15 protein-coding genes are annotated in these 12,020 nt (G+C 61.3%); 10 read left to right on the top strand and 5 right to left on the bottom strand.

What is annotated here, in order from left to right:
• Positions 1–138: 138 nt before the first annotated feature.
• The 5 genes from lptB to AC3A5O_RS18305 are packed head-to-tail and all read right to left on the bottom strand — an operon-like array spanning position 139 to position 3,475.
• Positions 139–864, bottom strand: coding sequence for an LPS export ABC transporter ATP-binding protein (lptB, locus tag AC3A5O_RS18325; protein WP_018614004.1), 726 nt, complete (start codon positions 862–864; stop codon positions 139–141).
• Complete coding sequence (gene lptA / locus AC3A5O_RS18320) at positions 864–1,412, bottom strand: lipopolysaccharide transport periplasmic protein LptA (protein ID WP_122568874.1); 549 nt, start codon at positions 1,410–1,412, stop codon at positions 864–866. The genes lptB and lptA overlap by 1 nt, the downstream gene beginning before the upstream one ends.
• Positions 1,399–1,968, bottom strand: coding sequence for an LPS export ABC transporter periplasmic protein LptC (gene lptC / locus AC3A5O_RS18315; protein ID WP_122568873.1), 570 nt, complete (start codon positions 1,966–1,968; stop codon positions 1,399–1,401). Before lptC ends, lptA begins: the two co-directional genes overlap by 14 nt.
• A gap of 7 nt (positions 1,969–1,975) precedes the next feature.
• Positions 1,976–2,500 (bottom strand): KdsC family phosphatase, encoded by a 525-nt coding sequence (locus AC3A5O_RS18310; RefSeq protein WP_109753554.1) that lies wholly within the window; start codon positions 2,498–2,500, stop codon positions 1,976–1,978.
• Positions 2,501–3,475 carry a KpsF/GutQ family sugar-phosphate isomerase gene (locus AC3A5O_RS18305; RefSeq protein ID WP_122568872.1) on the bottom strand — a complete coding sequence of 325 codons (975 nt, stop codon included), beginning with the start codon at positions 3,473–3,475 and terminating at the stop codon, positions 2,501–2,503.
• Between the two features lie 273 nt (positions 3,476–3,748).
• On the opposite strand from AC3A5O_RS18305, the gene AC3A5O_RS18300 reads away from it, so the two are divergent.
• From AC3A5O_RS18300 to hisC, 10 genes are all read left to right on the top strand, one after another.
• Positions 3,749–4,558 carry an ATP-binding cassette domain-containing protein gene (locus tag AC3A5O_RS18300; RefSeq protein WP_092205009.1) on the top strand — a complete coding sequence of 270 codons (810 nt, stop codon included), beginning with the start codon at positions 3,749–3,751 and terminating at the stop codon, positions 4,556–4,558.
• Complete coding sequence (gene mlaE, locus AC3A5O_RS18295) at positions 4,558–5,355, top strand: lipid asymmetry maintenance ABC transporter permease subunit MlaE (protein ID WP_079302654.1); 798 nt, start codon at positions 4,558–4,560, stop codon at positions 5,353–5,355. The genes AC3A5O_RS18300 and mlaE overlap by 1 nt, the downstream gene beginning before the upstream one ends.
• On the top strand, positions 5,355–5,822 hold the full coding sequence (mlaD, locus tag AC3A5O_RS18290) for an outer membrane lipid asymmetry maintenance protein MlaD (RefSeq protein WP_003178020.1): 468 nt from the start codon (positions 5,355–5,357) through the stop codon (positions 5,820–5,822). Before mlaE ends, mlaD begins: the two co-directional genes overlap by 1 nt.
• Positions 5,823–5,833: 11 nt before the next feature.
• Complete coding sequence (locus tag AC3A5O_RS18285; RefSeq protein ID WP_122568870.1) at positions 5,834–6,487, top strand: MlaC/ttg2D family ABC transporter substrate-binding protein; 654 nt, start codon at positions 5,834–5,836, stop codon at positions 6,485–6,487.
• 8 nt (positions 6,488–6,495) lie between these two features.
• Entirely contained in the window at positions 6,496–6,801 is a 306-nt protein-coding gene (locus AC3A5O_RS18280; RefSeq protein ID WP_487753563.1) for an STAS domain-containing protein, read from the top strand.
• 115 nt (positions 6,802–6,916) lie between these two features.
• Complete coding sequence (locus AC3A5O_RS18275) at positions 6,917–7,156, top strand: BolA family protein (protein WP_007953556.1); 240 nt, start codon at positions 6,917–6,919, stop codon at positions 7,154–7,156.
• Between the two features lie 22 nt (positions 7,157–7,178).
• The gene (murA, locus tag AC3A5O_RS18270; protein WP_122568869.1) at positions 7,179–8,444 is read left to right on the top strand and encodes a UDP-N-acetylglucosamine 1-carboxyvinyltransferase; all 1,266 of its coding nucleotides are present in this window, start codon (positions 7,179–7,181) and stop codon (positions 8,442–8,444) included.
• A gap of 129 nt (positions 8,445–8,573) precedes the next feature.
• Positions 8,574–9,209, top strand: coding sequence for an ATP phosphoribosyltransferase (gene hisG, locus AC3A5O_RS18265; RefSeq protein WP_053118502.1), 636 nt, complete (start codon positions 8,574–8,576; stop codon positions 9,207–9,209).
• Between the two features lie 123 nt (positions 9,210–9,332).
• On the top strand, positions 9,333–10,670 hold the full coding sequence (hisD, locus tag AC3A5O_RS18260) for a histidinol dehydrogenase (protein ID WP_122568868.1): 1,338 nt from the start codon (positions 9,333–9,335) through the stop codon (positions 10,668–10,670).
• 1 nt (position 10,671) lies between these two features.
• Positions 10,672–11,724, top strand: a complete 1,053-nt coding sequence (gene hisC, locus AC3A5O_RS18255; protein WP_487753527.1) for a histidinol-phosphate transaminase — start codon at positions 10,672–10,674, stop codon at positions 11,722–11,724.
• Positions 11,725–12,020 lie beyond the last annotated feature (296 nt).

Genomic DNA, 12,020 nt, shown 5'->3' with positions numbered 1-12,020 from the left:
GGCGCACATGCGCCATCCACTACAGGGCGCCGGAGCGCCAAACTTAAGCAAATTATATGCCTGAAACTGAAGTGTTTGCCTAGAGCGTCGCCATAATAAAATTAAACGACGCCCGGGCAATTCGCCAGACACGTGTGCTTACAGGCGGAACTCATGGCCCAGGTACACTTCCTTGACCAGGTCATTGGCCAGGATCGCGGCGGAGTCACCTTCGGCGATCAATTGGCCGTCATTGACAATGTAGGCGGTTTCGCAGATGTCCAGGGTCTCGCGCACGTTGTGGTCGGTGATCAGCACACCGATACCCTTGGCCTTGAGGTGATGGATGATCTGCTTGATGTCGCCCACCGAAATCGGGTCCACGCCGGCGAACGGTTCGTCGAGCAGGATGAACTTCGGTGCGGTGGCCAGGGCGCGGGCGATTTCCACACGACGCCGTTCACCACCCGACAGGCTCATGCCTAGGTTGTCGCGAATGTGGCTGATGTGGAATTCCTGTAGCAGGCTTTCCAGTTCCTGGCGACGGCCGGCCTTGTCGAGTTCCTTGCGGGTCTCGAGGATCGCCATGATGTTGTCGGCTACCGACAGTTTGCGGAAGATCGACGCTTCTTGCGGCAAATAGCCGATACCCGCCTTCGCCCGGCCGTGCATCGGCTGGTGGCTGACATCCAGGTCGTCGATCAACACGCGCCCCTGATCGGCCTGGACCAGGCCGACGATCATGTAGAAGCAAGTGGTCTTGCCCGCGCCGTTAGGGCCGAGCAGGCCAACGATCTGGCCGCTGTCGATGGACAGGCTGACATCACGCACGACTTGACGGCTCTTGTAGCTCTTGGCCAAGTGCTGAGCTTTCAGAGTTGCCATTACTGGGCCTTCTGCTCGTCGGTTTTCTTTTTCGGCTGGATCACCATGTCGATGCGCGGACGCGACTCGGTCACCTTGCTACCGGTGGCGCGACCGGCACTGGCCAGCTTCTTGACCGTGTCGTAGACGATTTTCTCGCCCTGGGTAACGTTGTTGTCCTTGTCGACGACCTTGGCGCGGTCGATCAGGACCACGCGATCCTGGGAGGCGTGGTACTGGATGGTCACCCCGTAGCCCTGGACGGGCTTAGTGTCGCCCACGGTTTGCATCTGCTCGAAATAGGCCAGGTTGCCCACCGAGGTCACCACATCGATATCGCCAGCCGGGGTGCGGGTGATGGTCACGGTGTTGCCGGTGACCTTCATCGAGCCCTGGGTGATGATCACGTCACCTTTATAGGTGGCGACGCCATTCTTGTCGTCGAGTTGGGCGTCGTCGGCCTGGATGCGGATAGGCTGGTCGCGGTCGTTGGGAAGAGCCCAGGCGCTCGCGCTTCCCAGTGCTGCGCCCAGACTGAGCAAAATAGGGAGGGTTTTAGCGAGCTTCATACTGTCCTCTTACGTTCGATAGCAGGTGTATCCTGCTTTCCTTCAAATACGCTTTCATTCCCGTGCCGGTCGATACACCCCCGGCGCCGTCGATTCTAACGGGTTGCTCGGTCTGCGCATATTCTTGCTGTGGGAATACGGTCATGCGTGTGCTGGTGATGATGGTCGTGCGGTTTTTCTCGTCGGTTCGGGCAACGCGTACCGAGTCGATCAGTTCCACTTCGGTGCCGCCGGAATTGACTTCGGCGTGCTCGCTCTGCACATGCCACGGGAATTCGGTGCCGCGGAACATGTTCAGGTCCGGTTTGGTGACCAGCGTAATGTCAGTGGCCTTTACGTGGTCGACCTTGTCGGACGTCATCTCATATTGCACTTTGCCGTCGGGCAGGTACTGCAGGGTATGGGTGTTGGTCGCGTACCAGTCGATCCGCTCCTCGACCTGGGGTGTAGTTTGGTCGAGAAACCGTTCGGGGCTGATGTTCCAATAGCCCACCGCGGCGAAAATCGCCGCGATACAGGCAAACACCACAATGGTGCGAATCTTTTTGCTCAGCATAAATGGCTCACAGGTACGCGGCGTTGGCCGCTTCGAGGCGGCCCTGGGCGCGCAGGATCAGTTCACAGAACTCGCGGGCCGCACCTTCGCCGCCTCGCGCCGTGGTGACGCCGTGGGCGTGCTCGCGGACGAAGCTGGCCGCATTGGCGACCGCCATGCCCAGGCCGACCCGGCGAATTACCGGCAGGTCCGGCAGGTCGTCACCGAGGTAGGCCACCTGTTCATAGCTTAGGTTGAGTTGACCCAGAAGCTCGTCCAGCACCACCAGTTTGTCCTCGCGCCCTTGGTAAAGGTGCGGGATGCCGAGGTTCTTCGCGCGCCGCTCGACCACCGGGGTCTTTCGGCCGCTGATGATAGCGGTCTGTACGCCGGCGGCCATCAGCATCTTGATGCCCTGGCCATCGAGGGTGTTGAAGGTCTTGAATTCGCTACCGTCTTCGAGGAAGTACAGGCGACCGTCAGTCAGCACGCCGTCCACATCGAACACGGCCAGCTTGATGGCTTTGCCCCGTTGCAACAGGTCTGTGTTCATTTACATGACTCCCGCACGCAGCAAATCGTGCATGTTCAGGGCGCCCACCGGACGGTCGTCGTCGTCGACGACCACCAGGGCGCTGATCTTGTGGTCTTCCATGATTTTCAGGGCCTCGGCGGCGAGCATCTCGGCGCGGGCAGTCTTGCCGTGAGGCGTCATGACTTGCTCGATGGTCGCGCTATGAATGTCGATGGTGCGGTCCAGGGTGCGGCGCAGGTCGCCGTCGGTAAAGATCCCGGCGAGCTTGCCGTCGGTCTCCAGGACTACGGTCATGCCCAGTCCCTTGCGGGTCATTTCCATCAACGCGTCCTTGAGCAGCGTGCCGCGCAGTACCTGTGGCAATTCCTGGCCGGCGTGCATCACGTTTTCGACTTTCAGCAACAGGCGACGGCCAAGGGCGCCACCGGGGTGGGAAAAGGCGAAATCTTCGGCGGTGAAACCCCGGGCTTCCAGCAGCGCCACGGCCAGTGCATCGCCCATGACCAGCGCCGCGGTGGTGGAGGAGGTCGGCGCCAGGTTCAGCGGGCAGGCTTCGTGTTCGACATGGACGTTGAGGTTCACTTCGGCGGCCTTGGCCAGCGGCGAGGCGGGGTTGCCGGTCACGCTGATCAACTGGATGCCCAGGCGCTTGATCAGCGGCAGCAGGGTGATGATCTCATTGGTGGAGCCGGAGTTGGACAGGGCCAGGATGACGTCGTCCCGGGTAATCATGCCCATGTCCCCGTGGCTGGCTTCGGCCGGATGGACGAAAAAAGCCGTGGTGCCGGTGCTGGCGAGGGTGGCGGCGATCTTGTTGCCGATGTGCCCGGACTTACCCATGCCGACCACGACCACGCGGCCCTTGCTGGCCAGAATCATCTCGCAGGCGCGTACGAAATCAGCGTCGATATGGGGCAGCAAGCCTTGCACGGCTTCGAGCTCTAGGCGGATGGTACGTTGTGCCGATTGAATCAGGTCGCTGGATTGGCTCATGTCAGAAATCGTATAGCCCGATGAAAAGGCGGCGATTATAGCGGCAATGAACAATTCCCTCACGTAAGTTCGTCATGCTTTGTTCGAGGGGCCGCAACGATTGACATAAAATGTGGCTTTTTCCTTAAGCCAGGCTTAACGGGCGGGGCGTTGGCCTTGGGCGCTTGGCTGTTGCAGTGATATAGTTCGCCGCCGGTTCGCGTGCCCGGCGGTACCGGCGCTTGTCGGCTGCCCGGGGCATTCGAATGTGAGGCTGCATCGCAAGGAGTTTAGATGAGTGCCGACAACGCCTACGCGGTCGAGCTGAAGGGACTGTCCTTCAAGCGAGGGACGCGCAGCATTTTCAATGACATCGATATTCGCATACCACGGGGCAAGGTCACCGGCATCATGGGGCCGTCCGGGTGTGGCAAGACCACGTTGCTGCGGCTGATGGGGGCACAACTGCGCCCCAGCGCCGGCGAAGTCTGGGTCAATGGCCAGAATCTTCCCCAATTGTCTCGCAGCGACCTGTTCGATGCGCGCAAGCACATGGGCGTACTGTTCCAGAGCGGCGCGCTGTTTACCGACCTTGATGTGTTCGAGAACGTGGCGTTCCCACTGCGAGTCCATACCGACCTGCCGGAAGAGATGATTCGCGACATCGTCCTGCTCAAGTTGCAGGCCGTCGGGCTGCGCGGGGCCATCGACCTGATGCCGGACGAACTGTCCGGCGGCATGAAGCGTCGCGTCGCCTTGGCGCGGGCGATTGCCCTCGATCCGAAGATCCTTATGTACGACGAGCCCTTCGTCGGCCAGGACCCGATCGCCATGGGCGTGCTCGTGCGCCTGATCCGCCTGCTCAACGATGCGCTGGGCATCACCAGTATCGTGGTCTCCCACGACCTGGCCGAAACCGCCAGCATTGCCGACTACATCTATGTGGTTGGCGACGGCCAGGTGCTGGGGCAGGGCACACCGCAGGAGCTGGCGGATTCGGACAACCCGCGCATTCGCCAATTCATGAAGGGTGATCCGGACGGGCCAGTGGCGTTCCATTTTCCGGCCACGGATTACCGTACCGATCTGCTGGGGAAGCGCTGATGCGCAAGAAATCACTATTGGAAAGAATTCGCCTGTTCGGCCGCTCCGGCATCGACGTGGTGGCAGTACTGGGCCGTTCCTCGCTGTTTTTGATGCACGCCTTGCTCGGTCGCAACTCGACGGGCGGCGGTTTTGGCCTGCTGGTCAAGCAGTTGCACTCGGTGGGCGTGATGTCCCTGGTGATCATCGTGGTCTCCGGGATTTTCATCGGCATGGTGCTGGCGCTGCAGGGCTTCAGCATTTTGTCCAGCTACGGTTCGGAGCAGGCGGTGGGGCAGATGGTTGCCCTGACACTGCTGCGCGAGCTCGGCCCCGTGGTGACCGCGTTGCTGTTCGCCGGGCGGGCCGGCTCGGCGCTGACGGCTGAAATCGGTAACATGAAGTCCACCGAACAGCTGTCCAGCCTGGAAATGATCGGTGTCGACCCGCTCAAGTACATCATTGCCCCGCGCCTGTGGGCCGGCTTCATTTCCCTGCCGGTGCTGGCGATGATTTTCAGCGTCGTGGGGATCTGGGGCGGCTCCTGGGTGGCCGTCGACTGGCTGGGGGTCTATGAGGGTTCCTATTGGGCCAACATGCAAAACAGCGTCGATTTCCTCGACGATGTCCTCAATGGCGTGATCAAAAGTGCCGTGTTCGCGTTCGTCGTGACCTGGATCGCCGTGTTTCAAGGCTATGACTGTGAGCCCACTTCAGAGGGGATCAGCCGTGCCACAACCAAGACCGTGGTGTACGCCTCGCTGGCGGTCCTGGGCCTCGACTTTATTCTGACCGCCTTGATGTTTGGAGATTTCTGATGCAAAACCGCACCCTGGAAATCGGTGTCGGCCTTTTCTTGCTGGCTGGCATCCTGGCTTTGCTGCTGCTGGCCCTGCGGGTCAGTGGATTGGCGCCGACGGCAAGCACCGATACTTATAAACTTTATGCAAACTTTGACAATATCGCCGGTTTGACGGTCAGAGCCAAGGTGACCATGGCCGGTGTGACCATCGGCAAGGTCACGGCAATCGATCTTAACCGCGAGGACTTCACCGGTCGGGTGACGCTGCAGCTGGAAAAGCGCGTGGACAACCTGCCGACTGACTCCACTGCATCTATCCTCACGGCCGGGCTGCTGGGCGAGAAATACATTGGCATCAGCGTGGGTGGGGAAGACACCGTGCTCAAGGACGGCGGCGTCATCCATGACACGCAGTCGTCCCTGGTGCTCGAGGACCTGATCGGTAAATTCCTGCTCAATACCGTTAGCAAAGACGCCAAATGAGGAGCTTTTGAATGATCTCTATCTTGCGACGTAGCCTGTTGGTGCTGCTCGCGGCGCTGCCGTTGATGGCCAACGCCGTGGCCGCGCCTTCGGCCCATGACATCATCCAGGACACGACCACCCGGTTGTTGGCGGACCTTGCCGCCAATAAAGAGAAATACAAGCAGGACCCCAGCGCCTTCTATGACGCGCTGAACGGCATCGTCGGCCCGGTGGTGGACGCCGATGGCATCTCCAAGAGCATCATGACCGTCAAGTACTCGCGCAAGGCAAGCCCGGCGCAGATGACCCGCTTCCAGGAGAACTTCAAACGCAGCCTGATGCAGTTCTATGGCAACGCCTTGCTGGAATACAACAACCAGGGCATCACCGTTTCCCCGGCCAAGGACGAAAGCGGCACCCGCACCAGCGTCGACATGCAGGTCAAGGGCAACAACGGCGCGGTCTACCCTGTGTCCTACACACTCGAGAAAATCAACGGCGAGTGGAAGGTGCGCAACGTGATCATCAATGGCATCAACATTGGCAAGCTGTTCCGCGATCAGTTCGCCGACGCGATGCAGCGCAACGGCAACGACCTGGACAAGACCATCAACGGTTGGGCCGGTGAGGTCGCCAAGGCCAAGGAAGTGACCGAAGAAGCCAAAGAGAACCAGGAACAATGATCGAGTCGGTGAGTGAGTCGGCCGTTCGTCTGGGCGGGACCGGTGAGCTGCTGCTCAGTGGCGTGCTGGACTACCGCACCGGCCCGGCCTTGCGCAAGCAGGGCCAGGCGCTGATCAAGTCCGTCGGCGCCGCCGAGGTGGTCATTGACTGCTCGGCGGTGCGCAAGTCCAGCAGTGTCGGCTTGTCGCTGCTGCTGTGCTTCATGCGGGACGCCAAGGCGGCCGGCAAAACGTGGAGCATCCGTGGGATGCCCGAAGACATGCGCGAAATAGCCCAGGTCAGCGAGCTGACCGAGCTGTTGGCGCACTCCTGACCCACATCGTTGGAAAAGTCCCCCCGTCAGAGTCCTGCTTCGCGGGGTTCGCAGGCGCGGGGCTTTTTTGTATGATGTGCGACCCGCGCGCACAGGGCGCCGATTGAGGTTGAGCATGCAGGCTGTAGAAGTGAAGAGCTTCCTTGAAGGAAAGCTGCCTGGTACGCAGGTGGAAGTTGAAGGCGAAGGCTGCAACTTCCAGCTGAACGTAATCAGCGATGAACTGGCGGCATTGAGCCCAGTGAAGCGTCAGCAGAGCATCTATGCCCATTTGAACCCATGGATTGCCGATGGCAGCATCCACGCGGTCACGATGAAATTTTTCAGCAGCGCGGCCTGGGCCGAGCGCACCTGAGCCCAAGGGCCTCGAGATTCTTATGGATAAACTGATTATTACCGGCGGCGTTCGTCTTGATGGCGAAATCCGTATTTCCGGGGCAAAGAACTCCGCCCTGCCCATCCTGGCTGCGACCCTGCTGTGCGATGGTCCTGTGACCGTGGCCAACCTGCCGCACCTGCACGACATCACCACGATGATTGAGCTGTTCGGCCGCATGGGCATTGAGCCTGTGATCGACGAGAAGCTCAGCGTCGAAATCGACCCACGCACCATCAAGACCCTGATCGCCCCGTACGAGCTGGTGAAGACCATGCGTGCGTCGATCCTGGTACTGGGCCCGATGGTCGCCCGTTTCGGTGAAGCCGAAGTCGCCTTGCCTGGCGGTTGCGCCATTGGCTCGCGTCCGGTGGACCTGCACATCCGCGGCCTGGAAGCCATGGGCGCGGTAATCGACGTCGAAGGCGGCTACATCAAGGCCAAGGCGCCGAAAGGCGGCTTGCGCGGCGCGCACTTCTTCTTCGATACCGTCAGCGTGACCGGTACCGAGAACATCATGATGGCCGCTGCACTGGCCAAGGGCCGCAGCGTGCTGCAAAACGCCGCCCGCGAGCCTGAAGTGGTCGACCTGGCGAACTTCCTGATCGCCATGGGTGCCAAGATCAGCGGCGCCGGCACCGACACCATCACCATCGATGGCGTCGAGCGCCTGCACTCGGCCACCTACAAAGTGATGCCGGACCGGATCGAAACCGGCACCTACCTGGTGGCTGCTGCCGTCACCGGTGGCCGCGTCAAGGTCAAGGACACCGATCCGACCATCCTCGAAGCCGTCCTGGAAAAACTCAAGGAAGCCGGTGCCGAAGTCACCTGTGGCGAAGACTGGATCGAAGTGAACATGCACGGCAAACGGCCCAAGGCCGTCAACGTGCGGACCGCTCCGTACCCGGCGTTCCCGACCGACATGCAGGCGCAGTTCATCTCCCTCAACGCCATTGCCGAAGGCACCGGCGCAGTGATCGAGACGATCTTTGAAAACCGCTTCATGCACGTCTACGAACTGCACCGCATGGGCGCCAAGATCCAGGTCGAAGGCAACACAGCCATCGTCACCGGCACCGAGAAGCTCAAGGGCGCGCCAGTGATGGCCACCGACCTGCGGGCTTCGGCCAGCCTGGTGATCTCGGCCCTGGTTGCCGAAGGCGATACCCTCATCGACCGCATCTACCACATCGACCGTGGTTACGAGTGCATCGAAGAAAAACTGCAGATGCTCGGCGCCAAGATCCGCCGCGTGCCGGGCTAGTTCCGGCTGCATGGGCATAAGGATGTGCCCGTTGATTTCGTTTCAGGTCGAGGGTGTTTGTGCCCTCGATGTGTGTCCGGCGCCGCTTGCGACCGGGCATGAGTACCTTGATAAGGACTGACGTTTCCCATGTTGACCATCGCACTGTCCAAGGGCCGCATCCTTGACGACACCCTGCCGCTTCTGGCTGAAGCGGGCATCGTGCCGACCGAGAATCCGGACAAGAGCCGCAAGCTGATCATCCCCACGACCCAGGCCGACGTGCGCTTGCTGATCGTGCGTGCCACCGACGTGCCGACCTACGTGGAACATGGCGCCGCCGACCTGGGCGTCGCCGGTAAAGACGTGCTGATGGAATACGGCGGCCAGGGCCTGTACGAGCCCCTGGACCTGCGGATCGCCCGCTGCAAGCTGATGACCGCCGGTAAAGTCGGCGCGCCGGAGCCCAAGGGGCGTCTGCGGGTGGCGACCAAGTTCGTCAACATTGCCAAGCGTTATTACGCCGAGCAGGGCCGTCAGGTCGACATCATCAAGTTGTACGGTTCGATGGAGCTGGCGCCGCTGATCGGCCTGGCGGACAAGATCATCGACGTGGTCGACACCGGCAACACCCTGCGGGCCAACGGCCTGGAGCCCCAGGATTTCATCGCTGACATCACCTCCCGGCTGGTCGTCAACAAGGCGTCGATGAAAATGCAGCATGCCCGTATCCAGGCTTTGATCGATACCCTGCGCAAGGCAGTGGAATCGCGACACCGCGGCTGATCCACCTGCGCGACCTTGAGTCGCGCCCGTCTATCCGTGTCATAGCCAATTTTCTCAGGTGCCCACGCGAATGGACTGGTAGCTTAGGGCGCCTGAGCATTTGCCATTAATGAGGCCCTCGCTATGACCGCTCCCACTTCGATTCGCCGACTCAACGCTGCCGACCCGGATTTCGCACATCATCTGGATCATCTGCTGAGCTGGGAAAGTGTGTCTGACGACTCGGTCAATCAGCGGGTGCTGGACATCATCAAGGCCGTGCGCGAGCGTGGCGACGCCGCCCTGGTGGAATTCACCCAGAAATTCGATGGCCTGCAAGTGGCGTCCATGGCCGATCTGATCCTGCCGCGCGAGCGCCTGGAACTGGCCCTGACCCGGATCACCGTACCCCAGCGCGAAGCCCTGGAAAAGGCCGCGTCGCGGGTGCGTGATTATCACGAAAGGCAGAAACAGGATTCCTGGAGCTACACCGAGGCCGACGGCACGGTGCTGGGCCAGAAAGTCACACCGCTGGACCGCGCCGGTCTGTACGTACCGGGCGGCAAGGCGTCCTATCCGTCCTCGGTGCTGATGAACGCCATCCCGGCCAAGGTTGCTGGCGTGACCGAGGTGGTCATGGTCGTCCCGACCCCGCGGGGTGAAATCAACGAACTGGTGCTGGCCGCCGCCTGCATCGCTGGCGTGGACCGGGTGTTCACCATCGGTGGCGCCCAGGCCGTTGCCGCGCTGGCTTATGGCACGGAAAGCGTGCCGAGGGTCGACAAAGTGGTCGGCCCGGGCAACATCTATGTCGCCACTGCCAAGCGCCACGTGTTCGGCCAGGTCGGTATCGACATGATCGCCGGCCCGTCGGAAATTCTCGTGGTGTGCGACGGCCAGACCGATCCGGACTGGATCGCCATGGACCTGTTTTCCCAGGCCGAGCACGACGAAGACGCCCAGGCGATCCTGGTCAGCCCGGACGCCGAGTTCCTCGACAAGGTCGCCGCCAGCATCGACAAGCTGCTGCCGACCATGGACCGCGCCGAGATCATCAACACCTCGATCAATGGTCGTGGGGCGCTGATCAAGGTCGACGACATGGCGCAGGCCATCGAGGTCGCCAACCGCATCGCGCCGGAGCACCTGGAATTGTCGGTCGCCGATCCGCAGGCCTGGTTGCCGCAGATCCGCCACGCCGGTGCGATCTTCATGGGCCGCCACACCAGCGAAGCCCTGGGTGACTACTGCGCAGGTCCCAACCACGTGTTGCCGACTTCCGGCACCGCGCGCTTCTCGTCGCCGCTGGGGGTGTATGACTTCCAGAAACGTTCGTCGATCATTTTCTGCTCCGAGCAGGGTGCTTCCGAACTGGGCAAGACCGCCTCGGTGCTGGCCCGTGGCGAATCGCTGAGCGCCCACGCCCGCAGCGCCGAGTACCGTATTCTTGACGAGAATTCCATTAAAGGGCAGGGGAACTGAAATGAGTAAATTCTGGAGCCCGTTCGTCAAGAACCTGGTGCCCTACGTGCCGGGCGAACAGCCGAAGCTGACCCGGTTGGTCAAGCTCAACACCAACGAGAACCCCTACGGCCCATCGCCCAAGGCCCTGGCGGCGATGCAGACCGAACTGAACGACAACCTGCGCCTGTATCCGGACCCTAACAGCGACCTGCTCAAAGGCGCCGTGGCCCGCTACTACGGCGTGCAGAGCAACCAGGTGTTCCTGGGTAACGGTTCGGATGAAGTGCTGGCGCACATTTTTCACGGCCTGTTGCAGCACGACCAGCCGCTGTTGTTTCCGGACATCAGCTACAGCTTCTATCCGGTGTATTGCGGGTTGTACGGCATCCAGTTCGAGGCGGTGCCGCTGGATGAGCAATTCCAGATCGACCCGGCCGACTACGCCAAACCCAACGGCGGGATCATCTTCCCCAACCCGAACGCACCGACTGGCTGCCTGCTGGCGCTGGACGAGGTCGAACAGATCCTCAAGGCCAGCCCGGATTCGGTAGTGGTGGTCGACGAGGCCTACATCGACTTCGGCGGTGAAACGGCCATCAGCCTGGTGGACCGTTATCCGAACCTGCTGGTGACCCAGACATTGTCCAAGTCCCGCTCGCTGGCGGGGCTGCGCGCGGGCCTGGCGGTGGGCCATCCGGACCTGATCGAAGCGCTGGAGCGGATCAAGAACAGCTTCAACTCCTACCCGCTGGATCGCCTGGCGAACGTCGGCGGCGCGGCGGCGTTCGATGATCGTGAGCATTTCGACCAGACCTGCCGGTTAGTCATCGAGCACCGTGAATGGGTGGTGGCCCAGTTGCAAGCCAAGGGTTTTGAAGTCCTGCCCTCAGCGGCCAACTTCATCTTCGCCCGCCACCCCCGCCACGATGCGGCAGGGTTGGCGGCAAAACTGCGGGAACAGGGTGTGATCGTGCGGCACTTCAAGCAGGAGCGGATTGCCCAGTTCCTGCGGATCAGCATCGGTACACCGGAGCAGAACCAGGCCCTGATCGACGCCCTCGGCGAACTCTGAAACCCTGCATTGAACCTGTGGGAGTCTGTAGGAGTCTGTGGGAGCAAGGTCGGAATTCCACCGCAAACCCTCTGTGGGAGCGGGCTTGCTCGCGAAGGCGTAGTGTCAGTCACTTCAATGTTGGCTGAACTGACGCCATCGCGAGCAAGCTCGCTCCCACAGTTGTTTTGGGGTGTTCACCAGATCGGCATGCCACCGCAGATACCCCTGTGGGAGCGAGCTTGCTCGCGAAGGCGTCGTGTCAGTCACCTCAATGTTGGCTGACCTGACGCTATCGCGAGCAAGCTTTGCTCCCA

The sequence above is a fragment of the Pseudomonas sp. Soil_N_39 genome, assembly GCF_057655955.1.
Note: the sequence above shows the minus strand (reverse complement) of the source record. Positions and strands in the feature narration are given on the sequence as shown.

Excerpts from the sequence above, each read along its gene's own strand:
- lptB (WP_018614004.1), bottom strand. The coding sequence starts at position 864 with ATGGCAACTCTGAAAGCTCAGCACTTGGCCAAGAGCTACAAGAGCCGT.
- lptA (WP_122568874.1), bottom strand. The coding sequence starts at position 1,412 with ATGAAGCTCGCTAAAACCCTCCCTATTTTGCTCAGTCTGGGCGCAGCA.
- lptC (WP_122568873.1), bottom strand. The coding sequence starts at position 1,968 with ATGCTGAGCAAAAAGATTCGCACCATTGTGGTGTTTGCCTGTATCGCG.
- AC3A5O_RS18310 (WP_109753554.1), bottom strand. The coding sequence starts at position 2,500 with ATGAACACAGACCTGTTGCAACGGGGCAAAGCCATCAAGCTGGCCGTG.
- AC3A5O_RS18305 (WP_122568872.1), bottom strand. The coding sequence starts at position 3,475 with ATGAGCCAATCCAGCGACCTGATTCAATCGGCACAACGTACCATCCGC.
- AC3A5O_RS18300 (WP_092205009.1), top strand. The coding sequence starts at position 3,749 with ATGAGTGCCGACAACGCCTACGCGGTCGAGCTGAAGGGACTGTCCTTC.
- mlaE (WP_079302654.1), top strand. The coding sequence starts at position 4,558 with ATGCGCAAGAAATCACTATTGGAAAGAATTCGCCTGTTCGGCCGCTCC.
- mlaD (WP_003178020.1), top strand. The coding sequence starts at position 5,355 with ATGCAAAACCGCACCCTGGAAATCGGTGTCGGCCTTTTCTTGCTGGCT.
- AC3A5O_RS18285 (WP_122568870.1), top strand. The coding sequence starts at position 5,834 with ATGATCTCTATCTTGCGACGTAGCCTGTTGGTGCTGCTCGCGGCGCTG.
- AC3A5O_RS18275 (WP_007953556.1), top strand. The coding sequence starts at position 6,917 with ATGCAGGCTGTAGAAGTGAAGAGCTTCCTTGAAGGAAAGCTGCCTGGT.
- murA (WP_122568869.1), top strand. The coding sequence starts at position 7,179 with ATGGATAAACTGATTATTACCGGCGGCGTTCGTCTTGATGGCGAAATC.
- hisG (WP_053118502.1), top strand. The coding sequence starts at position 8,574 with ATGTTGACCATCGCACTGTCCAAGGGCCGCATCCTTGACGACACCCTG.
- hisD (WP_122568868.1), top strand. The coding sequence starts at position 9,333 with ATGACCGCTCCCACTTCGATTCGCCGACTCAACGCTGCCGACCCGGAT.
- hisC (WP_487753527.1), top strand. The coding sequence starts at position 10,672 with ATGAGTAAATTCTGGAGCCCGTTCGTCAAGAACCTGGTGCCCTACGTG.